At 65.6% G+C, this 25894-nt stretch carries 25 protein-coding genes; 7 read left to right on the forward strand and 18 right to left on the reverse strand.

What is annotated here, in order from left to right; genetic code table 11:
* The 5 genes from EB230_RS04830 to EB230_RS04850 all read right to left on the reverse strand — a co-directional run bounded on the left by EB230_RS04830 (nucleotide 1) and on the right by EB230_RS04850 (nucleotide 4083).
* Nucleotides 1-603, reverse strand: a complete 603-nt coding sequence (locus EB230_RS04830) for a hypothetical protein (RefSeq protein ID WP_172371636.1) — start codon at nucleotides 601-603, stop codon at nucleotides 1-3.
* 127 nt (nucleotides 604-730) lie between these two features.
* Complete coding sequence (locus tag EB230_RS04835) at nucleotides 731-2110, reverse strand: ATP-binding protein (RefSeq protein WP_056574291.1); 1380 nt, start codon at nucleotides 2108-2110, stop codon at nucleotides 731-733.
* Complete coding sequence (locus EB230_RS04840; RefSeq protein ID WP_056574294.1) at nucleotides 2107-2790, reverse strand: winged helix-turn-helix domain-containing protein; 684 nt, start codon at nucleotides 2788-2790, stop codon at nucleotides 2107-2109. Before EB230_RS04840 ends, EB230_RS04835 begins: the two co-directional genes overlap by 4 nt.
* Nucleotides 2791-2895: 105 nt before the next feature.
* Complete coding sequence (locus EB230_RS04845; RefSeq protein WP_056574297.1) at nucleotides 2896-3690, reverse strand: hypothetical protein; 795 nt, start codon at nucleotides 3688-3690, stop codon at nucleotides 2896-2898.
* A 144-nt stretch (nucleotides 3691-3834) separates the two neighbouring features.
* The gene (locus tag EB230_RS04850; RefSeq protein ID WP_056574300.1) at nucleotides 3835-4083 is read right to left on the reverse strand and encodes a hypothetical protein; all 249 of its coding nucleotides are present in this window, start codon (nucleotides 4081-4083) and stop codon (nucleotides 3835-3837) included.
* A gap of 265 nt (nucleotides 4084-4348) precedes the next feature.
* Between EB230_RS04850 and EB230_RS04855 the strand changes: the two genes are divergently transcribed.
* The gene (locus EB230_RS04855; RefSeq protein ID WP_056574303.1) at nucleotides 4349-4984 is read left to right on the forward strand and encodes an isoprenylcysteine carboxylmethyltransferase family protein; all 636 of its coding nucleotides are present in this window, start codon (nucleotides 4349-4351) and stop codon (nucleotides 4982-4984) included.
* A 27-nt stretch (nucleotides 4985-5011) separates the two neighbouring features.
* Here the strand turns inward: EB230_RS04855 and EB230_RS04860 are convergent, their stop codons facing one another.
* From EB230_RS04860 to EB230_RS04900, 9 genes are all read right to left on the reverse strand, one after another.
* Entirely contained in the window at nucleotides 5012-6316 is a 1305-nt protein-coding gene (locus EB230_RS04860) for an FAD-binding oxidoreductase (protein WP_056574305.1), read from the reverse strand.
* Nucleotides 6317-6424: 108 nt separating this feature from the next.
* On the reverse strand, nucleotides 6425-7477 hold the full coding sequence (locus EB230_RS04865) for an ABC transporter substrate-binding protein (RefSeq protein ID WP_172371638.1): 1053 nt from the start codon (nucleotides 7475-7477) through the stop codon (nucleotides 6425-6427).
* A complete protein-coding gene (locus EB230_RS04870) occupies nucleotides 7470-8582 on the reverse strand; it encodes an ABC transporter ATP-binding protein (RefSeq protein ID WP_172371640.1) in 1113 nt (370 codons plus the stop codon). Before EB230_RS04870 ends, EB230_RS04865 begins: the two co-directional genes overlap by 8 nt.
* A complete protein-coding gene (locus EB230_RS04875; RefSeq protein ID WP_056574311.1) occupies nucleotides 8579-9379 on the reverse strand; it encodes an ABC transporter permease in 801 nt (266 codons plus the stop codon). The genes EB230_RS04870 and EB230_RS04875 overlap by 4 nt, the downstream gene beginning before the upstream one ends.
* Nucleotides 9376-10257 (reverse strand): ABC transporter permease, encoded by an 882-nt coding sequence (locus EB230_RS04880; RefSeq protein WP_246738914.1) that lies wholly within the window; start codon nucleotides 10255-10257, stop codon nucleotides 9376-9378. The genes EB230_RS04875 and EB230_RS04880 overlap by 4 nt, the downstream gene beginning before the upstream one ends.
* Nucleotides 10254-11429 (reverse strand): acyl-CoA dehydrogenase family protein, encoded by a 1176-nt coding sequence (locus EB230_RS04885; protein ID WP_056574314.1) that lies wholly within the window; start codon nucleotides 11427-11429, stop codon nucleotides 10254-10256. Before EB230_RS04885 ends, EB230_RS04880 begins: the two co-directional genes overlap by 4 nt.
* A 23-nt stretch (nucleotides 11430-11452) precedes the next feature.
* Nucleotides 11453-13552, reverse strand: coding sequence for an acetate--CoA ligase family protein (locus EB230_RS04890; protein WP_210261339.1), 2100 nt, complete (start codon nucleotides 13550-13552; stop codon nucleotides 11453-11455).
* Between the two features lie 209 nt (nucleotides 13553-13761).
* On the reverse strand, nucleotides 13762-14685 hold the full coding sequence (locus tag EB230_RS04895) for a LysR substrate-binding domain-containing protein (RefSeq protein ID WP_172371646.1): 924 nt from the start codon (nucleotides 14683-14685) through the stop codon (nucleotides 13762-13764).
* Complete coding sequence (locus EB230_RS04900) at nucleotides 14682-15329, reverse strand: TetR family transcriptional regulator C-terminal domain-containing protein (RefSeq protein WP_056574323.1); 648 nt, start codon at nucleotides 15327-15329, stop codon at nucleotides 14682-14684. Before EB230_RS04900 ends, EB230_RS04895 begins: the two co-directional genes overlap by 4 nt.
* A 254-nt stretch (nucleotides 15330-15583) precedes the next feature.
* On the opposite strand from EB230_RS04900, the gene EB230_RS04905 reads away from it, so the two are divergent.
* Nucleotides 15584-16975, forward strand: a complete 1392-nt coding sequence (locus EB230_RS04905; RefSeq protein WP_172371648.1) for an aminotransferase — start codon at nucleotides 15584-15586, stop codon at nucleotides 16973-16975.
* Nucleotides 16976-17004: 29 nt separating this feature from the next.
* On the forward strand, nucleotides 17005-18060 hold the full coding sequence (locus tag EB230_RS04910; RefSeq protein WP_155772492.1) for a peptidase C39 family protein: 1056 nt from the start codon (nucleotides 17005-17007) through the stop codon (nucleotides 18058-18060).
* Between the two features lie 23 nt (nucleotides 18061-18083).
* Here the strand turns inward: EB230_RS04910 and EB230_RS04915 are convergent, their stop codons facing one another.
* Nucleotides 18084-18569: a hypothetical protein gene (locus tag EB230_RS04915; RefSeq protein ID WP_056574333.1), complete on the reverse strand. Its 486-nt coding sequence runs from the start codon at nucleotides 18567-18569 to the stop codon at nucleotides 18084-18086.
* A 220-nt stretch (nucleotides 18570-18789) separates the two neighbouring features.
* Between EB230_RS04915 and EB230_RS04920 the strand changes: the two genes are divergently transcribed.
* Nucleotides 18790-19155 carry a RidA family protein gene (locus tag EB230_RS04920; RefSeq protein ID WP_056574337.1) on the forward strand — a complete coding sequence of 122 codons (366 nt, stop codon included), beginning with the start codon at nucleotides 18790-18792 and terminating at the stop codon, nucleotides 19153-19155.
* Nucleotides 19156-19186: 31 nt separating this feature from the next.
* A complete protein-coding gene (locus EB230_RS04925; protein WP_056574340.1) occupies nucleotides 19187-20422 on the forward strand; it encodes an amidohydrolase/deacetylase family metallohydrolase in 1236 nt (411 codons plus the stop codon).
* Nucleotides 20423-20437: 15 nt separating this feature from the next.
* On the opposite strand, the gene EB230_RS04930 is transcribed toward EB230_RS04925, so the two are convergent.
* From EB230_RS04930 to EB230_RS04940, 3 genes are all read right to left on the reverse strand, one after another.
* On the reverse strand, nucleotides 20438-21046 hold the full coding sequence (locus tag EB230_RS04930) for a CatB-related O-acetyltransferase (protein WP_155772493.1): 609 nt from the start codon (nucleotides 21044-21046) through the stop codon (nucleotides 20438-20440).
* 83 nt (nucleotides 21047-21129) lie between these two features.
* Nucleotides 21130-22920 (reverse strand): NAD(P)/FAD-dependent oxidoreductase, encoded by a 1791-nt coding sequence (locus EB230_RS04935; protein WP_056574346.1) that lies wholly within the window; start codon nucleotides 22918-22920, stop codon nucleotides 21130-21132.
* Between the two features lie 24 nt (nucleotides 22921-22944).
* Complete coding sequence (locus EB230_RS04940; RefSeq protein ID WP_056574348.1) at nucleotides 22945-23889, reverse strand: MurR/RpiR family transcriptional regulator; 945 nt, start codon at nucleotides 23887-23889, stop codon at nucleotides 22945-22947.
* 310 nt (nucleotides 23890-24199) lie between these two features.
* Between EB230_RS04940 and EB230_RS04945 the strand changes: the two genes are divergently transcribed.
* Both EB230_RS04945 and EB230_RS04950 read left to right on the forward strand, forming a co-directional pair.
* Nucleotides 24200-25033, forward strand: a complete 834-nt coding sequence (locus EB230_RS04945; protein ID WP_056574351.1) for an ABC transporter ATP-binding protein — start codon at nucleotides 24200-24202, stop codon at nucleotides 25031-25033.
* The gene (locus tag EB230_RS04950; RefSeq protein ID WP_056574354.1) at nucleotides 25030-25872 is read left to right on the forward strand and encodes an ABC transporter permease; all 843 of its coding nucleotides are present in this window, start codon (nucleotides 25030-25032) and stop codon (nucleotides 25870-25872) included. Before EB230_RS04945 ends, EB230_RS04950 begins: the two co-directional genes overlap by 4 nt.
* Nucleotides 25873-25894: the final 22 nt, after the last annotated feature.

The following is a 25894-nucleotide window of genomic DNA, read 5'->3' on the forward strand; positions in this document are numbered from 1 at the left end:
TCATTTCCACCGGAACGAGTTGGACATTAGTTGCCACTGGTCGACATTGTCGGCGCCCTTGGGCGCGTAGAGTTCGAGTGCCACGAGCTTGCCGTCCTTGAAATAGAGATAGCGCTCATTCTCGAGGCGAACCTGCCGGTTGGTGACCGCGTTCGGTTCGGAGTTCGATGTGTAGACGATGCGGATCGCGGCGCCGGCCGGCAGCTTGACCTGCTTGACGGCGCTCACCCGCACGGCGCGTCCGGCGGCTTCGAGCTTGGCGACATAGTCCGCCTTGGCGCTGTCGACGGTCGGCGCGGCATTGGCCCTGGAAACGGAGACAACGACGCCGTCCAGCTTGTCGACAAAGCTGGCGCCGTCGGCACGATCCGATCGTGCCCAGCCCTCCGGCACCTTCAGGGTGAAGCCTTCCGGCGAGGTATAGTCGATGAAGACCTGCGTATCGGGAATGTCGCCCGGAGGGTTCTTCTCCGGCTGGATGGGCTTCTCGGCGGCGGAGGCCGGCAAGCAGCCAAGCGCCAGAACCAGACTTGTCGTGCCCAGGCACGCCGCGACCGCGAGTGCCGGCAGGACGCCGATGGCTTTCCGAAAGTGGGGAATCATTTTCCACGGCCTTTCGATGGAAGGTGAGGTCCATCCAGTATGCCGCCGCAAGCTTACGGACGGGTCGCCAGTCCCATACGTTTTTGTAAGTTATCGGCGCTTTGCAAGCTTTTGGCTCGCTGCGGCCTCAGGGCGCTTGCGATCTTACGAGTGGGAAGCTCACCACAACGGCAAGGCCGGGCCGGCAATCGTCAAGGGCGATGGATGCCCCGTGCAGATCGGCGATGGCCCTGACAAGACTGAGGCCAAGGCCGCTGCCCGGGGTCGAGCGGCTGTGGTCCAACCGGTAGAGCCGCTGAAATACCCTTTCGCGCTCCTCCGGAGGAATGCCGGGTCCGTCGTCGGCGACGCTGGCGAGGACACGCTCACCCTGATGTGCCACCGACAATTTGATGGTCGTGCCGGGCGGGCAATGGCGCAGCGCATTCTCGACCAGATTGGCGAACATCTGCGTCAACAGTTCCCTGTCGCCGTGGATACGGTCTCCGCTTCCGTTCAATTGCGAGAACGATAGTACCTTTCCGTCGTCCTCGGCGACGTCGGCGTAGATCTCGGCCATGGTCCGCAGGATATCGTCGAGGTCGACATCGGTAAAGCGGGCCCTGCGCGCGCCGGCTTCGATCTGGGCGATCCGCAACAGGGCATCGAAGGTCTCGTTGATCTGATAGCCCTCGGCGCGCGCATCGGCGAGGTCGTCGGAGACGTCCTGATCCCGCGCGGCCTTGTCGGCGGCGCCTTCCAGGATCATCTGCAGCCGGTTGAGCGGCGTCTTCAAATCGTGCGCGATGTTGGTGCTGACCTGTTTCATGCCGTCGACCAGGCCCGACAGCCGGTCGAGCGCCGCATTGACCTGGCCGGAAACCATGTCGATGTCGTCGCCATTGCCGGTCAGCGGGATGCGCGTGTCGAGCCGGCCATGCGAGACGTCGACCATGGTGGCGGCTATGCCGTCGAGACGGCGCTGGACGCGCGAGGCGAGCAGGGCGCCGCCGGCGATCGCCAGCCCGGTGATGATCAGGGTTGCCCACCCGAAGCTCATCAGAATGATCGTCTCCAGTTCCTCCGTCTCGGACAGGCTGAAGGCGATGGTCAGATTGTTGCCGCCGACCGAACCGGAATAGGCGCGGTATTCGGTATCCGGAGGCAGGCCGGGCATTTCGGCCCCGAACATCGAAAAGCCGTCGGGAAGCTCCGCCGCGGTGAAGTTGCCGGCCAGACGGTTGCCGGCCGCGTCGGTCAGCGAAAAAAGCTGCTCCTTCCTCGGGCTGCGCGTGGAGTGGCTTTGGACGGTCTCCACCAGTTCCTTGAGGTCGTTGTCGGCATAGGTCGCGGCGATGACGGAGTAGGTTTCCTTGATGCTGTCATCGAGCTGATCGGCAAGATCGGCGCTCATCATCTGGTAGACGATGGCGCCCGCCAGAACGAAGGCCAGCATGAACAGGAAAGCAAACGTCAAGGCGAGCCGGAACGGCGTGCTGCGCAGCAGGCGGGCCCAGGTTCCGGTCATGACGCGAGCGGTGCGTGCAGGCTGTAACCGGTGTTGCGGACGGTGTGGATGAGCTGGGTTTCGAACGGCTTGTCGATCTTGGCCCGCAGCCGGCTGATATGGGTCTCCACGACACTGGTCTTGGGGTCGAAATGAAAGTCCCAGACGCGCTCCAGAAGCATGGTGCGGGTGATAACGCGGCCTTCGCCGCGCATCAGCACCTCCAGCAGGCTGAACTCGCGGGGCTGCAGGTCGATCGGCTGGCCCTGCCTGGCAACGCGGCGCATGATGAGGTCCATTTCGAGGTCGCCGACTCGCAGAACGGTCTTCTGCTCCAACGCCGCGGGCCGGCGGCCAAGGGCGTTTATGCGGGCGAGAAGCTCCGAAAAGGCGAAGGGCTTGACCAGATAGTCGTCGCCGCCGGCTTCCAGCCCCTCGACGCGGTCGTCGACGCCGCCGACGGAGGTGAGAAAGATGGCCGGCGTGCGCACGCCGGCGGCGCGGACCGCCTTGATCATCGACAGGCCGTCGAGACCCGGGATCATGCGATCGGCTATGATCACATCATAGACGCCGCTGGTCGCCGCGAAAAGCGCGTCATGGCCATCGCGCAGGAGGTCGCAGACATGGCCGGCCTCGGTCAATCCCCTGACGATGTAGTCCGCCGTCCTGTGGTCGTCCTCGACAAGAAGAAGTCGCATTGGCTTATCCGGGTGATTGCCGATATCGGGGACAGGCTATCACCGGGACGGGTCCGTTCCTAGGACGGTCAGGGAATGGCAAGCCACGCAGTGCATGCCGAAGCCTCAATCCGATTCCAGCAGGATCTCGTCGGCGTCGTCGGCGGTTCTCTTCAACGTCATGTAGAGAACCAGGGCGACGATGCAGCCGAGGAAGATCACGCTGGTAAAAGTGGTGCCGAAACCAAGGCCGCCATATTCGACCGGCTGCGACAGCAGGTCGCCAAAGGACGCGCCGAGCGGCCGCGTCAGGATATAGGCAAGCCAGAAGGCCAGGATGGCGTCCAGATGGAGGAGATAGTAGGCAAGCGCGATGAGCGCGATCACGCCGCCGAACAGGAGGCCCGTGGTCAGATAGCCCATGTCGAAGCTTTCCGCGACCAGGTCGCCGGCGGCGGTGCCGAGCGAGAAGGTGAAGAGGATCGCCAGCCAATAGAAGATCTCGCGCCTGGTCGTGAAGATGGTGTGGATCGAGAGCGTCCGCTCGCTGGCGTACCAGACCGCGAACGTCGCCGCGAGCACCACGCTGAAGGCAATCGTGGTGGTCTGCAGGCGCACGCCGAAATTGTCGACGAGGTTGTCGGTGATCAGCGTGCCGACGACGCTGATCAGCACCACCGCCAGCCAGTAGGCCCAGGGTACGTAGCGTTTCTGCGCGAACTGCAGGACAAGGGCGACGACCAGAACGCCGGTCATGATCAGCGATGTGGCGGTCAGCCCGAGCCCGAGGTTGACGGCCAGATAGTCGGCCGCCGTCTCGCCCATGGTCACCGCCATCAGCTTGATCAGCCAGAAATCGAGGGTGACATCCGGAACCCTGTTCTGGGCCGGCCCGGCGGGCTGCTTGTTGCTGGGGAGCATGGCTGAAGTCCTGAGGTTGGTGGTCGTGGCGGGATGAAAGCGCATCGCGAGGGATTCATGCGATCCGCCCCTGTTCGATGCATGTCTTTCTCGATCGCCCGCACACCCTCGGATGATCCCCGAGGGTGCTTTGGACGGCATGGATTACTTGCCCATGACCTTCATCGCCTGGGCGAAGAAGTCGTCGGCGCGCTTGTCGTCATCCGCGTTGCAGCGCTCGATGCCCTTGGTCTCCAGTTCCGAGACCCTGTTCTTGTCCGCGTCGTTGAGCTTGGCCGCCGCCTCCGCCGCGCGCAGTGCCTTCAGCGTCGCCTCGCAAGGCGCGGGGGCCGCGAAAACCGGACCGGATGCGGCGAGGAGGCCCAATGCGACCGCAAACGCAAATTTTCTCATGAAACCATTCCCTGTCTGATGCCGGTGGTCCGGCTGCCGTAAAATGAAGCCGGCCCCAAGATGGCGTGCTGGCATTCGAACGATAGGGAAGCGACTTCACTCCAGCCTGTCCGGCGGCATACAAATTTGTAAGAATGGACATGGGCCGCGCAAAAGGCCTTTACGAACCGCGCGCGCTGCGCTGATAGAAGCCATCGCCTTGTATCCGCCATCAATGGCGTGCCCCAGTGCCCGAACCTGAAATCCGTGCCCCAGGAAAACCCGAATGACCTATGCTTCCCTCAAGCCGGTTTCGAAGGCGTTCGTCCAACGCAAACGGCTGATCTTCGTGCGGGTGGCGGCGGTGCTGGCGGTGCTGCTCCTGTTTCTCACCAAGCCGGCGCTCACCGAGGGCTCGGAAAGTCACGAGGCCGTCGAATTCTTCGGCTTCTGCCTGGTGCTGGTCTGCGTCGCCGGCCGGCTCTGGAGCATTCTCTATGTCGGCGGCAAGAAGAACGAGGAGCTGGTTTCAACCGGCCCGTTCTCCATGAGCCAGAACCCGCTCTATTTCTTTTCGACGGTCGGCGCGGTCGGCATCGGTTTGCTCTATGGCTCGCTGGTGGCGGCGGCAGTCCTTGGCCTTGCCAGCTTTCTCATCTTCCGCGTCACGGCGCGCAAGGAAGCCGAATATCTCCTGGGCAAGTTCGGCCCGGCCTATGCGGCCTACATCAAGGCGACGCCCCGGTTCTGGCCGAATCCGCTGCTCTACCGTGACAATGACGAGCTGCAGTTCTCGACGCGCGCGCTCAAGCGCACCTTCTATGACGGGCTTTATTTCCTGGCCATCTTCCCGGCCATCGAGCTGATCGAGTATTTCCGCGAGACGGGCATGCTGTTCCCGGCCTTCGTCACGCTCTACTGACCCGCCATTAACCGATTGATCTTCCGGTCATGCGGCGCTTCGGCTGTCGAGCAACCTGTAATACTGGCTGAAGGCGAAGACGCCGATCTTGCGCAAGGCATGCAGCGCATAGCGGTCGGGTGCGGTGACCGGGAACGGCAGGTCGGCCGGCGCGGTGCCCAGGGCGAGATCGGCCAGCAGCCGGCCTGTCGTCGTGCAGGCGGCAACACCGCGTCCGTTGCAGCCAAGCGCGGTGAACAGGCCAGGCGCCAGCATGTGGATATGCGGCATCGTGTCCTTGGTGATCGCGACCTTGCCGCTCCAGACGAATTCGACAGGGACGCCCGCGGCCTGCGGGAAGATGCGGGCAAGGGCGGCCTTCAGGGGCGCCGCATCGTCCATGGTCGGATTGTCATCGACCGGGGAGCGGCCGCCCATCACCAGCCGGCCTTCATGGTCGAGGCGGAAATAGAGCAGGAGCCGCCTGGTGTCGGCGACGCCCTGGCCGCCCGGCAGGATGGTGCGGCGCAGCGCCGGCGCCAGCGGCTGCGTGGCGATCTGGAAGCTGGTCACCGGGATGACGGTCTGGCGCAGCCCTGGCCACAGGTTTCCGGTGTAGGCGTTGGTGGCCAGCACGACCTGTCGCGCACGGACCGAGGCCTGCCCGAGATCGAGCCGCCAGTTGTCACCTTCGCGCCTGAGGCCGAGCGCCGGCGAACGCGCCAGCACGGTGGCGCCCTGCGACATGGCGGCGGCGGCCAGGCCACGCGCGTAGCTCAGCGGCTGCAGCACACCGCCGCGCGGGTCGAACCAGCCGCCATGATAGGCCTCGGGCGCCGAGCCGGTGAGATCGGCCATTTGCTGGCGGTCGAGCAGGCGCGCCTCGACGCCCCTGGCGTGCCATTGCCGGAAGCGGGGCGTCACGATGTCCGAAAAAGGCCTGGGTCCATGCGCGCCCTGGATCCAGCCGCTGCGCTCGGCGTGGCAGTCGATGCGGTACTTCTCGATGAGATCGACGACCAGATCGCCGCCGGCACCAAAGGTCTCGGTGATGGCCCTGCCCAGTTTCCGGCCGAACCTGGCTTCGAGCGTGTCGGGATCGTGCTTCAGCCCGGCGATGATCTGCCCGCCATTGCGCCCGGAAGCGCCCCAGCCGGGTTCACTGGCCTCCACCACGATCACCTTCCTGCCGGCCTGCGACAAATGAAGGGCGGCGCTCAAGCCCGTATAGCCGGCACCGACAATGGCGACGTCGGCCACGGCATCGCCTTTTGCCCCGGCATAGAGCGGGGCGGGGATGGCGGTCGCGGCCCACAGGCTGGCCGGCAAGGCTTGGGGTGGGTCAACAGGCATGTCTACTCCGGCGAGATCGTGCGATGCGCCGCCTCAATCGCGGGCGGCGTCCTTGGGCCGATGCTCCGGCGTGGCGGGTTTCGGATCAGCCACGCCGGTCGGCGCGGTTCACTGCAGCATCAGCTGGTTCCACTTTTCCTCATAGGCGACAGAATATTTGTCGGCTTCGCCCTCGTTGAGGATCAGCATGTCCTTGATGTTGTCGGGCGACATGACGAGTATCTTCTTCGTGTCGGCATCGGCGCCCGCTGTCGCGCTGCTCAGCACCGGGCCATAGGTCCTGAGCGCGAGCAGCTTAGCCTGCTGGGCTTCCGCGAGCGCGAAATCGATCGCCTCATGCGCCAGCTCGACATTGGGCGACCCCTTGGGAATGACCCACCAGTTCGCCCAGGCGATGCCGTCCTTGTAGGTGAAGCCGACGGGCGCGCCTTCCGCTTCCGCCGCCAGCACGCGGCCGCTCCAGGCCGAGGACAGCGCCAGCTCGCCCGAGGAGAGCAGTTGCGGCGGCTGCGCGCCGCTGCCCCACCAGACGGTGACATGCGGTTTCAGCTCCTTGATCTTGGCCATCGCCATGTCGGCCTTCTCGGTCGTGTAGGGGAACACTTCCGAAGGCTTGAGGCCGGAGGCCAGCAGGGCGGCCTCGTAATTGTAGTAGAAGAAGCGGTAGAGGCCGCGCGGGCCGGGAAAGCGCTTCACGTCCCAGAAGTCGGCCCAGGATTGCGGTCCGGCATCCGGGAATGCCGTCTTCGACCAGGCGATGACGGTGGCGCCGGTCGAGGTGGCGATGCCGTTGGGGGCGACCCAGCTTTTTTCGAGTGCCGCGGCATTGGGGATTTTCGAAACGTCGATCGGTTCGAGGAAGCCTTCATTGGCGCCCTGCCAGACCGTGCGACCGCCGACGTCGACGAGATCCCACTCGACCGCCTTGGCCTGGACCATGGCCTTGATCTTGGCGGTCTCGGTCGGCGAGGTGTTGACCACCGGAATGCCCTTGAGCTGGCCGAACGGGTCGATGAAAGCCGCTTTTTCGGCGTTGGACAGGGCGCCACCCCAGGAGGTGAAGGTGAAAGGCCGGTCCGCCGCGCGCGCCAGTCGAGGAAGACCCGTCGCGCCGGCCAGCACGCCGCCCGCTGCCGTCAGAAGGAAAGTACGCCTATGCATCGGCTTTCTCCGTTTTGGTGGGTTTGGATGGGGAATGAGGAACCGCGCGGACATGGCCAGGCTTCCACGAGACATGGACCCTGGCGCCGGCCCGCAATGTCCGGTCGGTGATCTGCCGGGCGGCGAGCGTCTGGCCGCTCTCCAGCCGCAAGGTGAGCTGGGTCAACTCGCCGAGATAGATCACCTCGACGATCTCGGCGGCGACGCCTTCGCCGCCGCCGCCGAGCTCGACATGCTCGGGCCGGATCAGCAGCCGCGCCGGCTCGCCCGGGGCCGTTCCCGGCGCCGCGTCGACGGCGATGGTCTTGCGGAACGCCTCGACATCGACCGAGGCCTTGCCGCCGGATGAGGAGAGCACGCGCACCGGCAGCAGATTGGATTCGCCGATGAAGCCGGCGACGAAGGCGTTGACGGGACGGTCGTAGAGGTCGTCCACCGTGCCCAGTTGCTGGATGCGGCCGCTGTCCATGACCGCGATGCGATCGGAGAGCACCAACGCCTCTTCCTGGTCGTGGGTGACATAGATCGTGGTGCGGCCGAGCTTCTGGTGCAGCCGGCGCAGTTCGAGCTGCACCGAGCGGCGCAGCTGCTTGTCGAGCGCGCCGAGCGGCTCGTCCATCAAAAGCACGTCGGGCTCGATGACCAGCGCGCGCGCCAGCGCCACGCGCTGCTGCTGGCCGCCCGAGAGTTGCTGGACGGGGCGGTCGGCAAAGCCGTCGAGCCGCATCAGCGCCAGGATGTCGGTGACCCGCCTGGTGATGTCGGGCTTGGGCAGCCGGCGCACACTCAGGCCATAGCCGACGTTCTCGCCGACACTCATATGCGGAAACAGCGCATAGTTCTGGAACACCATGCCGATGTTGCGGTGGCGGGCGGGCATGCGAGTGACGTCGCGCTCGCCGATGCGGATCTCGCCCGCCGTCGGCTCGATATAGCCGGCGGTGAGGTTGAGCAGCGTCGTCTTGCCCGAGCCGGAGGGTCCGAGCAGCGTCAGGAACTCGCCTGATGCCACGTCGAGGTCGGTGGGCTCCAGCGCCCGAAAGCCGCCATAGGTCTTCGACACGCCGGCCAAGCGCAGCGACTGTCCCGAATGGATCACGGTCATCGGCTCGGGCTCCCGGATTTGCGGCTGAGAATCTGCGCCAGCGCGAACAGGACGATGGCCAGCGCGATCATCACCGTCGCGGCGACAGCGATGACCGGCGTGAATTCAAGCCGAATCGATTCCCAGATCTTCACCGGCAGCGTTTTCGAGGCATAGCCGGCCATGAACACGGCGATGATCACTTCATCGAAGGAGGTGATGAAGGAGAAGATGGCGCCACCGACGATGCCCGGCGTGATGTTGGGCAATGTGACGGTGCGGAAGATCCGCCATGGGCCGGCACCAAGGCCGGCGGCGGCACGCAGCCAGTTGTCGTCGACGGCGCGCAGGGCGATGCCGACATTGATGACGACGAAAGGCAGGGCCAGTATGGCATGGCCGAGGCTCATGCCAAGGATGGTGCCGCTCAGGCCGACATCGAGCGCGCTGCGGTAGAGCGCCACCGCCGTGACGATGACCGGCACGATCATCGGCGCCAGGAACAGGCCGGTGACGAGGGTGCGCAGGCGGCCGTCGATGCGGCGCAGGCCGATCGCCGCGAGCGTGCCGAGCACCACCGCGATGATCGTGGCCAGCATGGCGACCTCGACGCTGTTGATGAGCGACGTGCGCCATTCCGGATCGGCGAGGAAGCGCTCGTACCAGACGCCGGACCATGCGCGGGGCGGCAGATAGATGAAGCTCGCCTTGTTGAAGGAGGCCGGCACCACGGCAAGGATCGGCAGCACGAGGAAGGCGAGCACCAGGCTGGCGCCGGCGTTGGCTGACACGCGGAGCAGGAGTGGCAACCTGTTCATCGTGCGAACAGCCCCCTCTCGATCGGCAGCAGCCGGGCGGCCAGCGCCATCAGCACCAGCACGATGGCGAGCAGTGCCAGCGAGCCGGCGGCGGCGAGCGACCAGGCGAGGCGGTCGTTGACGAAGCTGGCGATCAGCATCGACAGCGTGATGGCATTCGAGCCGCCAAGCAGGGCAGGCGTGATGAAGAAGCCGAGCGACAGCAGGAAGACGAAGGTCGCGCCGCCGGCAAGGCCGGGCAGGCAGAGCGGCAGGTAGATGCGCCGGAAGGTGTCGACGAGGCTGGCGCCGAGCCCATCGCTTGCCAGCAGCAGGCGGCGGTCGATGCGGACCATGGCGCCGTAGAGCGGCAGGATCATGTAAGGCAGGAGGATGTGGATCATGCCGACCAGCACGCCGACATTGTTGAACAGCAGCGCCAGCGGCGAGTCGGTGATGCCGGTCGCCATCAACAGCCGGTTGATCGGCCCGTTGCGCTCCAGAAGCAGCATCCAGGAGAAGGTGCGCACCAGCACCGAGATCCAGAAGGGAAACAGCACACCGTAAAGAGCGAGGCCGAACCAGACACCGTCGAGGCGCGACAGTACATAGGCGACCGGCCAGGCGAGCAAAGTGCAGAGCGCGGTGACCACGATCGCGACGACGAAGGTGTTCCACATCACCTGGCGGTAGACCGCGCTTTCGGCCAGCACGCCGAAGGTCGCGAAAGGTCCGGCCGGGTCGGTGAAGGCCAGCGAGAAAAGCAGCGCCAGCGGCACCACGAACAGCAACGCCAGCACGATCAGAGCCGGGCCGAGCAGGCATGCGGTCTCGACATGCCGGCGCGACGGCAAGGCGGCCCGCGCTCTCGGCTCCGGCAAGGTGCTTGTTACCGTCACGCCCAGGCCACCTCGCTGAAGACGCCGATGCCGCGCTTGCGGATCTGGCCGGCAACGACCACGCGCTGGATTTCCGACGTGCCTTCCCATATGCGGTCGACGCGGATGTCGCGATAGAGCCGCTCGACCGGGTTCTCGCGCATGTAGCCGCGCCCGCCCAGCACCTGCAGCGCCTTGTCGATGACGCGGCCGGCGGCTTCCGAGCAGTAGAGTTTCAACGCGCTGGCATGGGCGTGCACGCGCTTGCGGTCGAGGCCCTGGTCGATCTCCCAGGCGACGCGGTAGAGCATCGACTTGGCGGCGAAGATCTCGACCGCCATGTCGGCCAGCATGAATTCCACGCCCTGGAAATCGCGGATAGGCCGGTCGAACTGGTGGCGAGAGGTGGCATAGTCATTGGCGATCTCGGCGGCGCGGGTCGCGGCACCCACGGCATGCGAGGCGATCTGCAGGCGCGCCTCGACGAACCAGTCCTTGGTCAGCTCGAGCCCCTGGCCGATCTTGCCGAGCATCTTGTCCTCGCCGACCGTGGTGCCCTCGAAACGCAATTCGGCATGGTCGAAGGCGAAATTGTGCATGAATTTCGGCGAGCGCAGATGCACCATGTTGTTTACCGGCTTGTCGACCAGGAACAAGGTCGGCTTGTCGGGATCGTCGTCGACATGGGCATGCACGATGACGAAATCGGATGCGTTGTAGGAGGTGACGAACCATTTCTCGCCGGTCAGGTGCCACTGGCCATTTTTCAAGCGCGCGCTGGTCTTGACCCGGCGCGGGTCGGAGCCGGCCTCCGGCTCGGTGATGGCGAAGGCGCCACGGCGATGGCCGTGCGAGGACGGGATCAGATAGTCGTGCTTCTGCGTCTCGGTGCCGAATTTCAGGCTCACCGGCGGGCGCCAGACACAACTCCACAGGCCATTGGTGACGCGGCCGAGCTGTTCCTCGATCGCCGTCTGCTCGACCATGGTCAGGCCGAGGCCGCCATTTTCCCTCGAGTGGTTGATGCCGGCCAGCCCCCAGTCGCGCACCTGCTGCCGGACAGCCTCCCGGCGCTCCATCGGCAGTTCGCCGTGCTCGTCGGTGACCGCTTCCAGCGGCAGCAGCACCTGGTCGCAGAAGTCGCGCCCCTTCTTCGACAGTTCCTTTTCGCGCGGGCTGAGATCGAAGTTCATGGCAGTCCTCTAAAAGCAGTTCATCAGGTCGGGCGCCCGGCGTTGCGGCCGAGCAGGAGCGCGTCGACGGCCATGCAGCCATGGTCGGAAACCAGGAGTGGGTTGACGTCCATCTCGTCGATGAGGTCGCCGAGATCGGCGGCTAGCATCGAGAAACGGGCCAGGGCGGCATGGAGCGCTGCCCTGTCGGCGGCCGGCCGGCCGCGCCCGCCGTCGAGCAGCGGGCTTGTCTTCAGCCTGCCGACCAGGGCTTGCGCCTGTTCGAGGCTGAGCGGCGGCAAGGCGACCGCGCGGTCCCTGAGCACTTCGATCCAGATGCCGCCGGAGGCAATGATCAGATAGGGCCCGAACTGTTGGTCGCGGATCAGGCCGAATGCGATCTCGACGCCCTTGGGCGCCATTTCGGCAACCAGCACCTGCGGACCGAGCCGCGCCGCCATGTCGGCATAGGCGACCGTCAGCGCCGGTTCATCGGCCAGGCCGAGGCGGACGCCGCCGACATCGGATTTGTGCTGGATGCCGGGGGCGGCGGTCTTCAAGGCAATGGGAAAGCCGATCTTTCGCGCTGCGGCGACAACGTCTTCCGGCGTGGCGGCGGCGATCGCACGCGGCGTGGCGATGCCATAGTCGGCCAGCAGCGCCAGCGCTTCGCTTTCGCCGAACGGCTTCTCCTGGCCAAGGCGCCGGCGCCAGCGCTCGCGGACCTCGCGTGGCACGGCATCGGGATGGGTATGGGTCGCCGCGCGCCGGTCGCGAAACGCCAGCAGATTGCGGATGGCCTGCAGGCCTTCATCGGTGCCGTCGATGACCGGCACGCCGGCCTCCGTGGTCGACAAGGCGAGTGCGCGGTGGTTCACCGTGGCGTAGTTGCTGACCACGGCAACCGGCTTGCCGGTCTTGGCGTGAGAACGGATCACGGCGCGGGTAAAGCCTTCGGCGACGTAGGAGCCGTCGCGTATGTCCTGGAACAGCACGCCGATGGCGGTGTCGGGGTCGGCGAGCATGGCGTCCATGCAGGCCTCGACATGCGTCTCGAAGTCGAGGCCCGAGCCCCAGACATCGAGCGGGTTCGCCGGCTGCAGGCCGCTGTCGAGATGCAGACGCAACCCCTCCTTCGTCCGCTCCGAGATGGCTGCGAACGGCACGCCGGCCTTTGCCGCGAGGTCGGCGACCATTTCGCGTTCACCGCCGGAATCGTGCAGGCTGGCAAGGCCGCCGCTGGCGGCTGGCCGGCCGGCCGAAAACAGAGCGAGATTGGCGGCGAGCTGGTCCAGCGTCTCGACGCTGAAGACGCCCCATTTGTCGAACAGCGCCTCGTAGGCGGCATTGTCGCCGGCAATCGCGCCGCTGTGGCTGGCGGCGAAGCCGGCGCTCAATTCCGTTCGCCCGACCTTCAGGACAACGACCGGAATGCCGAGCCGGTCGGCCTTTTCCAGGCAGCGGGCAAAATCGTCCGGCCGGCGCGCGGTTTCGAGAAACAGGCCGATGACCGACGTGTCGGGCTGGTCGAGCGCCCAGTCGACATAGTCTGATGTCGTCGTCGTCAGTTCGCGGCCGCTGGACACGCAAAGCTGGAATTTCAGCCGCTGGTCGTTGTAGGCGAGCGCGGAAAAGGCCGAGCCCGATTGCGTGATCAGCGCCACGCCGCCGGGCTTCATGGCGAGACTGGAGGCAAAGCCGGAGACGCGCAGGCCGATGCCGGGGTTGCAGAAGCCCATGCCGTTGCCGCCGCAAATGACGATGCCGGCCTCGCGGGCGATTTCGGTCAGCCGGTCGGCGAGCGGGTCATTGGCCGCCCCGGTCAGGTCGCAGCTGGCGAAGATGGTGACCGCCCTGGCGCCATGGCGGGCGGCCGCCAGCAGGTTGTCCTCGAGATAGTCATTGGCGACGCCGAGCACGACATGGTCGACCCTCTCCGGCAGGCTCGCCAGATCGGGAAAACACGGCACGCCTTCCACGACGTCGTATTTCGGGTTGATGGCGTAGAGCCGGCCAGAGTAGCCATCCATCGCCGCGGCGCGCACCATGGTATTGCCCGGCGTGTTGGGCCGCACGGACGCACCGACGAAGGCGATCGACGCCGGCCGCAACAGCGGATCGAGACGATGTCCTGCATTCGTCATGCCACCGAGGGCGGCAGGAATCCCAGCCAAATCTCTTCCTCCCACGGCTCGTTCCCAAAGCCATCTCGTCCCGGCGCTCTGGTTTTGGTTTTGCGAGCTGTCGGACCGATGGCGACTATAGAACCGGGAAACGTTCGCGCACGCTCCGAATAGTCACGAGGCGATGACCTGCAGTCATGGGGGTAAGGGCAAACGCGGCCATCGGCGGTTCAGCCAGCGAGGATTTCCCGTTTCAGCACGGCCATTTCATTGAGCAGCCAGTCGCGCACCAGCACGGCCGGCTTGCGCAGCGGGCGCCGTGCCGTTGCCACCAGGTAATAGTGGTCGCCGGTGCGCAACTCATGCCTGCCGCCCTTGACCAGGCCCTTCTGCAACAGTTCGTGGGCCACGACATGCCACCAGCCGAGCGCCATGCCGCGACCCTTGATCGCCGATTGGACGACCAGCGTGTAGTCGGAGAAGGTCAGGCTGCGGCTGCCCACCGGCTGTGGATAGTCGAACTGCGCGAGATAGTGCTGCCAGGGAATGCGCAGCGCGCCGGAGAGATGAGCGAGCGTGTGCCGGCTGAGATCGCTGCAATCGTCGAGGCTGCCGTGCTCGGCCAGGTAGGACGGGCTGCACACCGGCAGCACGACCTCTTCCATCAGCGCCCAGCTCTGTTGTTCGGCATTGGGCGGCTGGTTATAGCGGATGGCGAGATCGACATCCTCGATCGGGCCGGTCGGCTCGCCGCGCACCAGCTGGAAGCGCAGATCGATGCCGGGAAAGCTGGCTTGGAAACGGTCGAAGCGCGGCATGAACCAGTGCATGGCGAAGGCCGATGACAGCGACAGCGTCACCGTTCCGGCCTCGCCCTGGCGCGCCCTGATATCGTCGAGCGCGATCTCGATCTGCTGGAAGCCGCTGCCGACGGCGCCATAGAGCAAGCGGCCGTCATCGGTCAGGTCGATGCCGGTCGGCGCACGCACGAACAGCTTGACGTCGAGATGGCTTTCCAGCCGCGCGATCATGCGGCTGATCGCCGACTGGGTGACGTTGAACTCGCGCGCCGCGCTGGTGAAGTTGAGATGGCGCGCGGCTGCCTCGAACATGAAGATCGCATTGGGCGAGGGCAGCAGCTTGCGCAGGGTCATGGCCGTTGGCTCGTTTCGGTACCGAAACTTTTTGGGAAGAAGGCGCGGAGATAAGCCCAGCAGATGGCGCGGGCGCGCGTCCAGTCGGTCTTGCCTTGCCCGTCGCCAACCTGGCTTTCGATCCACAGCCCATCGAAAATGGCGCTCAGCCCGCCGGCGACCAGCCGGTAGTCCGCGGCCGGCGGCTCCTTTTGGGCGAGGGCCGATATCAGCGGTTCGAGCCGCGCCAGATAGGCCCTGTTGAGTTCGCTGAACCGCGCCCGGTAGTCGGCGTTGCGCGAGGTTTCGGCCCAGAACGCCGTCCACACGGCGATGTGCCTGTCGTCGGTGACATCGGAACCGAGGTCGAGATCGATCAGCGCCGCGAGCTTGGCCGCGGCATCGTCATGGGCGTCGCTGCGCGCATGCCAGGCCGCTCGGTATTCCTCGACCAGGGCGTCGAGAGCGGCCAGAAGCAGGCGGTCCTTGGTCTCGAAGTGGAACGAGACCAGGCCGTAGCCGCAGCCGGCCTCGCGCGCGACATCGGCCAGCGTCACGCCTGGCAGGCCTTTTCGCGCGATAACGGTGATCGCCGCCTGGGTCAGGCTTTGCCGCCGGCGCGCGACCTTTTCGGCATCGCGGCTTTTCTTGTCGGGCTTGCTCAATGGCGACGTTCTCCCTGGAGTGGTTTCGTATCCGGTTTTCGGCCGGCGAAGCAATGCTTGGTGGATGGCCGTGCGTGCAGGCGATCACTGGAGGCGGTGGGCCTTCCATCTCCCTTTCGGGAGCGTTGGCGCTGCCCCTCATGCGACGGTCCACTGGCACAATCATCATTGACTGATCAATCAGTCTACGAGATTATCGGCCAGCCGCAACCGGAAACGCAGGAACGGTTGCCAGGAAAACAGGAAGCCGTGCCATGCCGCCGCAGGACCTCGCCAACGACCAACGCGCAGCGCTCGACGCGCGCCACCTGATCCATCCCTGGACCGATTTCCGCGAGCAGCCGGTGCTGATCCTGGAGGAGGGCAATGGCGTCCATGTCCGCGACAGCAACGGCCACCGGATGATCGACGGCATCGGCGGCATGTGGTGCGTCAACATCGGCTATGGCCGCAAGGAGATGGCGCAGGCGATCGCCGCCCAGGCGGAGAAGCTCTGCTATTATTCGCCGTTCGGCTTCCTCTCCAACACGCCGTCGATCGAGCTGGCGGCAAAGCTAGCCTCCTACGCGCCCGGCGACCTGACCCGCGTCTTCTTCACCACCGGCGGCTCGACCGCGGTCGATACCGCGATGCGGCTGGCGAGCTTCTATTTCAACGTCACCGGACGGCCCGGCAAGCGTCACATCATCACGCGCGATCTCGCCTATCACGGCTCGACGCATCTCAGCGCCTCGCTGTCGGGCAAGCCGTCCGACCGGGGGCTGATCGACCTTGTCGAGGGCACAATCCACCATATCTCGGCGCCCAATCCCTACCGGCGCCCGGAAGGCGTGTCGGCCGAGGCATTCCTCGATCAGAAGGTGCAGGAGCTCGAGGACAAGATCCTGGAGCTTGGCTCCGAGAACGTCGCCTGCTTCATTGCCGAGCCGATCCTGGCCTCGGGCGGCGTCATCGTGCCGCCTGCGGGGTATCACAGCCGCACGCTGGAGGTCTGCCGGCGCCATGACGTGCTCTACATCTCGGATGAGGTCGTCACCGGTTTCGGCCGCAACGGCGCGATCTTTGCCTCGGAACCGGTCTATGGCATCGTGCCCGACATGATCACCTGCGCCAAGGGGCTGACGTCGGGCTATGTGCCGCTGGGCGCGGTGATGGTGTCCGACCGCCTCTACCGGCAGATCGCGGAAACGACCGAAGGCAGGATCTTCGCCAACGGCTTCACCTATTCCTCGCATCCGGTCGCCTGCGCCGCCGGCCTGAAGAATCTGGAGATCATGGAGCGCGAGGGGATTTGCGCCCATGTTCGCGAGGTCGGCCCCTATTTCCAGGCCGCGCTGAAGCCGCTGATGGACTCGCCGATCGTCGGCGACGTGCGCGGCAGCCACCTGATGGCCTGCGTGGAATATGTCAGCGACAAGAACGCCAGGACCGTGCCGCCGCAGGCCTGGCAGATCGCCCAGCGCATCATCCGCGAGACCATGCCGCGCGGGCTCATGGTGCGGCCGATGGGTTCGATGGTGATCATGTCGCCGCCGCTCATCATCACCAGGGCCTACATCGACGAATTGGTCGCCATCCTGCGCGAAGCGACGGAGGTGGTGACGGAACAGCTGCGACAGGAAGGCCTGCTGCCGCTAAAATCATGACACTGCAATTTTCAAACGGAGATGACCCCATGCCAGCTTCGCTGCCGACCAGCAGGGCCAGCGTGACAGTCTTCACAGCCGCTGACGCATCCGTCTGGGCGGACCTCACGGCGGCCATGCCGGCGGAGATCGGCGATCGTCTGGCCGGCCTGCGGGAGATTGCCGGCGTCACCGGCGTGGCGCGATACAGGGAAGGCCGCCCGGAGGCGATCATGGTCGGCCAGCGGCGGCCGTCGGCGGCGATGATGCGCATTGCCCTCTACTGGTCCGCCGCCAGCTTCATCGCGGGTGACGGCCCGTGCCTGCTGGAGGCGCTGGAGGCGGAGGCGCTTGTGCAAGATCTGCGATGCCTGCGCGCCGACGAGGATATGGCGCTGCGAATCGGCGGCCAATGGGAACGCCAGGACGGGTTCCTGCAACGCTGGATCGGCGCCGGGCCGACGCGCCGGCCGGAGGGTATACCGCCGTCCTGGCCGCAGACGGCGGGCTTCACCTGCGGACCGTCGGCGCTCGCCATGGCCATGGCTGGCCTCGACCCGGCCTTGTTGCCGGATCGGGCGCTGGAGGTCGAGCTGTGGCGCGAGGCCACCACCATCATCGGCCCGAGCGGCCCGGGCGGCTGCGACCCCTACGGTCTGGCGCTGGCGGCGCACCGGCGCGGGTTGCAGGTCGAAATGTTCATGAGCAGCGCCGGGCCGATCTTCCTCGACCGTGCCGCCTCGGAGGAGAGGCGCGGGCTGATGCGCTTCGTGCAGGCCGGTTTCAAACGCGACGCCGAAGCCGCGTCATTGCCGATCGAGACGCGCGCCTTTGTCATCGAGGAAATCGGGCAGGCGCTCGATCGCGGCCTGTTGGCGCTGGTGCTGATCGATCAGGCGCCGATGATGGGCTACACCTGCCCGCACTGGGTGCTCGTCCATGGCCATGGCGACGGCATCTACTTCCTCAACGATCCCTGGATCGAGCCTGACCGGCTCGAACGGAAGATGGACGTTGTCGACCTTCCGGTCATCGCGGCGGAGCTTGAGCGGATGGCCTGGTACGGCAATCCGGCCTACCGCGCCGCTGTGCTGGTTGGGCGATAGCGTTCGGCTCATCCGCCCCGGGTCTAGGCTCCCAGCGGATAAGGCATGTAGCCGACGAAGCCGGCGATCTTCCAGGTTCCGTCGACCTTCCTGCAGAAGTACAGCGTCTGCCATTTCAGCCGGTCGACGCTGCCATCCGCCTTGGCAACGGAGCCATCGAATTTCTTGTGCAGCACGGCGCGGTCGCCGTCGACATCGATGTCGCGCAGATTGGTGACGCGAAACAGCGCCTCGCGCAGCGGCTCGGCGAATTTGGTCGCGGCCGTCTCCCGGGCCTGGCGCAGCCACTCGTCGCGATAGATTTCCAGCCTCGGGAACTGCAGCCGCCAGGCATCGGCGTTGGCGAGGAAATGCGCATGCATGCCGAAGAAGCTTTCGGCGACGAAGTCATTCTCGACCATGGACCAGTCCTGGCCGATGAAGGCGTCGATGTCGCGCCGCACCAGCATTTCCCACAGCGCGTGGCGGTCGGCGTCGCCTGGTGGGAACGGGTTCTTGTCGAAAGTCATCCGCGGTTTCTCCGGTCTCGCATAGGCACCTGTCCGTACCGGCCGCGAGGCCGTCCGGCAAGCGCGCACGATGCAAGCGCTCTTGTAATAAAGCAACACGGATTTCGAAGAATGTTGCTTTCCAACAAGGACCCTATCGGGACCGGCCCGATCGCGGTAAATCTGCGCCGAAGCGGGTGCCGCCCTTGTGCCCTGCCGCGTGATCAGAGGAGGCCGTCCCTTGCCCAAGCAGACTTTTGGAACATCCCATGTGCCGCTGTCGCCCGCCGTGCGGGCCGGCGATTTCGTCTATGTCTCCGGCCAGGTCCCGGTCGGCGGTGACGGCATCGTGGTCAAGGGCGGCATTACCGAGCAGACCGAGCAGGTGCTTGCCAATGTGAAGGCAGCGCTGGCATTGGCCGGCTGCACCCTGGACGACGTGGTGAAGACCACCGTGTGGCTGGAAGACGCGCGCGATTTCGGCGCCTTCAACGCGGTCTATGCCCGGCACTTCCCGAAGAATCCGCCAGCGCGCACCACGGTGGAATCGCGGCTGATGATCGACATCAAGATCGAAGTCGAGGCGGTCGCCTACCGGCCGGCCTGATAAAGGACGCCACGTAGCGGAGGGTCTTCCCATGCAATTCGACCTCCTGCTCAGGGGTGGCCGGCTGATCGATCCGGCATCCGGGCTCGACGCGCCGCGCGATGTCGCCATCGCCAATGGCCGGGTCGCGGCGATCGACCCCGACATCCCGGCGGATCGCGCCGCGCAGGTCGTCGACGCGACCGGCTGCATCGTCACGCCCGGCCTCGTCGACCTGCACAGCCACGTCTATTGGGGCGGCACTTCGCTTGGCGTCGATGCCGACCGGCTGGCGGCCAAGAGCGGCACCACCACCTTCATCGATGCCGGCAGTGCGGGCGCCGGCAACTTTCTCGGCTTCCGCCGCCATGTCATGGAGCGCTCCAGGGTGCGCATCCTGGCCTATGTCAACATTTCCTTTGCCGGCATCTTCGGTTTCTCGCAGACCGTGTCGGTCGGCGAGTGCAGCGATCTCAGGCTATGCGAACCGCGCGAGGTGGTTGCCGCCGCGCGCGAGCACGCCGACGTGGTCGTCGGCGTGAAAGTCCGCTCCGGCAAGCATGCCGGCGGCACCAGCGGCATCGCGCCTGTCGATCTCGCCCTGGAGGCCGCCGACAAGGCGGGCCTGCCGCTGATGGCGCATATAGACGAGCCGCCGCCCGGCCGCTCGGAAGTGCTGCCGCGCCTGCGGCGGGGCGATATCCTCACCCATTGCTTCCGGCCGTTCCCCAACGCGCCGGTCTTCGCCTCCGGCGCGGTGCGGCCCGACATGCGGCTGGCGCGGGAGCGTGGCGTGATCTTCGATCTCGGCCACGGCATGGGTTCGTTCGACTTCGAGGTTGCCCGCGCCATGCTCGCCGAGGGGCTGGCGCCCGATGTCATCTCGAGCGACGTGCACCTTTACTGCGTCGACGGGCCGGCCTTCGACATACTGGTCTGCATGTCGAAACTCCTGGCGCTCGGCATGCCGCTGGTCGAGGTCCTGCGGGCCGCGACGCAAGGGCCGGCGCGGGCGATCGCACGGCCGGATCTCGGCACGCTGGCGGTCGGCACCGTCGGCGACGTCGCTGTCCTCCGCCAGCGGCCAGGCCGCTTCACCTTCGTCGACGCGGTCGGCGCTTCGCTGGTCGCCGATCAGCGGCTGGTCTCGGAAGGCATCGTCATCGGCGGCACCTGGTGGCCGAACGAGGCGGCGAACGATGCCAGCGAAACCGAGCGTTTCGAGCCGCATGCCAACCACACGCATGTCGAGGTCGCCGCCCGGCATTTCGGGCATCGGCACGAATGAGATCGCGCGGCGTGGTTACGCCGCCCCCACGACGCTCAGGAAACGCTCGATGCCTGTCGCGGTCAAAAGCTCGATCCGCTCACGGATGAGGTCGTCGCTCCAGTTCCACCACTCCAGCGACTGCAGGCGTAGGATGATATCGGGTGCGAACCGGTACCGCATGGTGCGAGCCGGATTTCCGACCGCGATTGCATAGGGCGGAATGTCCCGGGTGACGATGCTGCCGGCACCGAGAACCGCTCCATTGCCGATCGTGACGCCGCTCAGGACGATACAGCGAGCGCCGATCCACACGTCATGGCCGACCGTGATCGGCCCCTTGCCCACGGTTCCATCGCCGTTGCGGATCTTGCCGTTCACAGACTGGATCGGAAAGGTGGTCGCGGTGTCCACGCGGTGCTCGGCCGCGCAGATAAAGAGAACATCCGGGCCAATCGAACAGAACGATCCTATGCGCACCGGCACGTCTTCTCGCGGAACGAAGAACGATTTCTTGCTGAGACCGTAGGTATGGCGACCGATCTCGACGCCAGGCAGCGGAGGCAACGGGTCCTTCTTCAATCCCAGTTTTATGCGAAGTCCTCTCAGCAGCCCCATCGGTTCCTCCCCCGGGTTGCCGGGCACTATAGCGGAAATCCTCCCTTCTGAGAGGCCGCTCCCATCCGCTCGGCGATCGCTCCTCCCAACGAGGAGGAGATCGGGCAGCCTCACTGCCCGGAATTGCTCGGCTTCCCGTAAACCGGCGTCGCGATCCCCTCCATACGCGCCTTGATCTGCAGCGCCACATATTTGGAGTAGAAACGCGACAGCGCCAGGTTGCCGCCGTGGAACCACAGCGCTTCCTGCGCCGTCGGCTTCCACATGTTGCGCAGCTCGCCCTGCCAGGGGCCGGGGTCGCCCTTGACGCCGGAGCCGAGACCCCAGCAGGGCCCGACCTTGTCGGCGACCTCGCGCGAGACGAGCGCGGCCACATTCTCGTTCATCGACTGGTAGCCGGTGCAGGCGATGATGGCGTCGGCCTCGAGTTCGCTGCCGTCCTCGAACAGAATGCCGTGTTTGGTCAGCGACTTGATGGCGATACCGCTGCGGATGCCGATCTTGCCGTCGATGATCAGGTCCGAGGCGCCGACATCGATGTAATAGCCCGAGCCGGTGCGGTAGGCCTTCATCAGCAGGCCGGTCTCGTCGTCGCCGAAATCGATGGCGAAGCCCGAGGCGCGCAAGCGGTCATAGAAGGCGGCGTCGCGCGCCCGGATGACATCGTAGAGCGCGCGCTGGCCCTTCGGCACCAGGGCAAATGGCGTCGAGGCGACGATCATGTCGGCCTTTTCGGTGGTGATGCCGCGCGCCAGCGCGTTCTCCGAAAAGATCTCGAAGCCGACCTCCATCAGCGTATCCGACTTGACCACGGTGGTCGGCGAGCGCTGGATCATGGTGACGTCGGCGCCGCTTTCCCAGAGGTCGACGCAGACATCATGTCCCGAACTTGCCGCGCCGATGACCGCAACACGTCTGCCGCGGAACTTGTCGCCGCTGGCATACTGGCTGGAATGCAGCAGCTCGCCCTTGAACTCATCGGCGCCGGCCAGGTCGATCTTTCGTGGCGGGCCATAGGCGCCGGTGGCGAAGACGATGTGTTTCGGCTTCAGCGTGATCTGCCGGCCGACGCGGTCGACGACCACGGTCCACTCCTTCTTTGCCTCGTCATAGGAAGCGCCGAGGCATTTCGTGGCGACCCAGTAGTTGAGCTCCATGACGCGCGTGTACATTTCCAGCCAGTCGCCCATCTTGTCCTTGGGTGTGAAGACGGGCCAGTTTTCCGGGAACGGAATATAGGGCAGATGGTCGTACCAGACGGGATCGTGCAGCACGAGCGTGCGGTAGCGGTTGCGCCACGAATCGCCGGGCCTGGCGTTCTTCTCGATGACGATGGTGGGCACGCCGAGCTGCCTCAGCCGTGCGCCCAGCATGATGCCGCCCTGGCCGCCGCCGATGACCAGGCAGTAGGGTTGCTCGGAGGCGCCGAGCTCGCGCGTCTCGCGCGCCCTCGCCTCCGACCAGGTCTCGCGTTCGGGGTCGGCCTTGTGGCGCACGCCGAGCGGCCGCTCTGCGCCCTTGCGTTCCTCGAATCCCTTGAGGTCGGTCATCGCCGTGAACAGCGTACGGCAGCGGCCGTTGCGCAGGCGCATGATGCCTTGGCCGGAAGCCACCGCGGTCTCGAATGTGAACCAGGCTTCGATCGTGCCTTCGTCCGAAGTCGCTTCGCCGGTGACCCGCCACGCGGTGGGTCTTGTCGTCGCCAGCGTTGCCGCGAGCATGTCGGCAATGGCCTCACGGCCTTCCATGGTCGTGACGTTCCAGGTGAAGGTCAGAAGATCGCGCCAGTAGCAATCGTCGACGAACAGGTTGGCCGCCGCTGCCACGTCGCCGGCCGCGAGCGCCTGCGCAAGGGATTCGAGCCACGCGGCTGCCTGTTTCGTCGGTGCTGTTTCGAGCATGTCTTCCCCTCTTCCTGCAATGAACTAATCCCCGAGCGGCTCCATCTCCTTGCCGGTGCGGTGGATCTGGGCGTTGTACTTGATGCGGCGCACCGTCTCGCGTGCGGACCCGTCGAGCTTGTAGGCCGAGGCCACCGCCAGCAGGTCGATCGCCGCCAGGAAGGCGAAGCGCGAGGCCGTCGGCTTCAGCGTGTCGGGATATTCGGGCACCGCCACCGTGAGCCTGACGTCGCAGGCGCGGGCCAGATCAGTGTCGGGCGCGGTCACGGCGATCGCGTTGGCGCGGTAATGCTTGGCGAGTTCGACGGCCTCGATCACCTCGCGCGTGCGCCCGGTCGCCGAAATGGCGATCACCAGGTCGCCGGGCTTCAGCGTCGAGGCGGTCATCCGCATCAGATAGGGGTCGCACTGGGCGCTGACCGTGATGCCGTAGCGAAACAGCCGATACTGGGTCTCCTGCGCCAGCGCCGAGGAACTGCCACCAAGGCCGAAGACAGTGACCTGCCGCGCCTTGGCGATCAGCTCGGCGGCCTTCTGCAGCTCACCCGGGTCGAGCTGCCGTTCGGCCTCCTGCAGCGCCCGGCGCGCCTCGCCGAAGACGGCGTTCCAGAACGGCATGCCATTGTCGTTGCTGACGGTCGGCGACTTGGCCAGGTACAGCGCGCCGACGACGAGGCTCTGCGCCAGCTTCAGCTTGAAATCGCGCACCCCCTCGCAGCCGATGGCGCGGCAGAAGCGGGTCACCGTCGGTTCGCTCACCCCGGCGCGTTCGGCAATCGCCGCATTGGAAGCGTCGACGGCGTATTTGACATCGTCGAGCACGACATCGGCGACGCGGCGTTCGGCCGGGCGCAGCTCGGCGTAGGAATCCTTGACCAGCGAGATGATGTCGGGAATACGCCGGACAGGCTCGAGATCCTCCGGATCGGTGCTCAAGGCGCTGTCTTCCCTGTTGTCAGCTTCGGTCATGAAGTCGGTCTTCCCTGCCCTTTTCGACCTGACCTCTTAACATGTTTGCACGCTGTCGTTCCATGCGCCCGGCCACGCTGCAACCGTTGCGTGCCGCAAGGCATGTTTGCATCCATTTCGCCGAGTATGTAGGAAAGCAACACGCATTTCAAGACGAAGAAAACCGTTCAAAAACAAAGTACTGCAGATGGACAGGAGTTTTGGCGATACAGGTATCACCGCGAGCGCTTGACAGCAAAGTAGGATAGTTACAAACTGATTTTTGGCAGTCCGATGACCATTGGATCATCGCGCAATCTCCGAGGGGCGGATGAACGCGGGCGAGACAACAACGCCGAAACTTGGCGTGCAGGCAGCGACCAAGATCTATCACACGGCATCCGGCGACCTGCTGGCGCTGGACCGCTGCAGCCTGGACATCCGAGCCAATGAAATCGTCTCGATCGTCGGCCCGTCCGGTTGCGGCAAGACCACGCTTTTGTGGTCGATGTCGGGCCTGCACGGCCTGACCAGCGGCGAGATCCGGCTCGACGGCAAGGCGATCACCGGCCCGCATCCCGATATCGGCATCGTCTTCCAGGAAGCCAACCTCTTGCCCTGGCGCAATCTCGACGCCAACATCCGCTTCCCCTTCGAGATCAAGGGCGAGAAGCCGGACCGTGCCTGGATCGCGCATCTCCTGAACCGGGTCGGCCTGGACGGCTTTGGCGGCAAGTTCCCGCGCGAGCTTTCGGGCGGCATGCAGCAGCGCGCGGCGATCGTGCGGGCGCTGGCGCTGAAGCCCTCGGTGCTGTTGATGGACGAGCCGTTCGGCGCCCTCGACAGCTTTACCCGCGAGGAGATGAACCGGCTGGTCGAGGAGATCTGGCTCGACACCAAGACCACCATCGTCTTCATAACCCACAGCATCGAGGAGGCGATCTTTCTCTCCGACCGTGTGGTGGTGCTCAGCGCCCGGCCGGGCCGGGTCGCGAAGGAATATCGCGTGCCGTTCGCGCGGCCGCGCTCGCTGGAGATCATGGCGACCAAGGAAGTCTTCGACCTCACCAACCGGATCAAGATGGACATTGTCGGCGAGCGCGCCAGGCCGAAGGCACCGGAACAGGAGCGCACCAGCGCCGAGATCGTGAGGATCAGGCCGTGAGCGACGCGATCCCCGAATTCTCCAAATCCAAGCCGGGCGACGGCAAGGATGTCAGCCTGACCAATCTGTCGGCCTTCGCCAGCGGACCCGGCATCAAGTCGGGCAAGGAAGTGGCGGCCATCATCGCCGTTGCGGTGATCATCATCGGCGGCATCGAGCTGGCGCTGCGGCTGTTCCACGTGCCGCTCTACATCATGCCGCCGCCAAGCTCGATCGCCTACGCGCTGTTCGACGAGTTCCCGCTGATCGCGCCGCATCTCGGCTATACGCTGGTCGAGCTCTTGTCCGGCTTTGCCATCGGCGCCGTCGTCGGCCTGGTGCTGGCCGCCGTCATCACCCAGTTCCCCTTCGCGGAAAAGATCGTCGCGCCATACATCCTGCTGCTGGTCACCACGCCGATGCTGGCGCTGGTGCCGCTGCTCATCCTGCGCTTCGGCTTCGGCTACACGCCGCGCATCATCGCGGTGGCGCTGGCGGCCGGGCCGATGGTGATGATCAACGCCGCCACCGGCTTTCGCCGCGTCGACAGTGCCAAGATCGCGCTCGCCCGCTCCTACGGCGCCAGCACCTTGCAGATATTCTGGAAGATCCGCGCGCCGATGGCGCTGCCGATGATCCTGGTCGGGCTGATGATCGGCGCCATCTTCGGCCTGCTCACCGCCGTCGGCGCCGAGATGGTCGGCGGCGGCTTCGGTCTCGGCAACCGGCTCACCACCTATTCGTCGATGATCCAGATGCCGCAGTTCTTCGCCGTGGTGCTGATCCTGTCGACGCTCGGCATCCTGATCTACGTGCTGTTCTTCCTCATCGGCAAGAAATGGGCGAGCTGGGAGGCATAGCAGAGGGTATCGACGGCGCCCG

This window comes from Mesorhizobium sp. NZP2234, from assembly GCF_013170765.1.
Classification (GTDB): Bacteria; Pseudomonadota; Alphaproteobacteria; order Rhizobiales; family Rhizobiaceae; genus Mesorhizobium; species Mesorhizobium loti_D.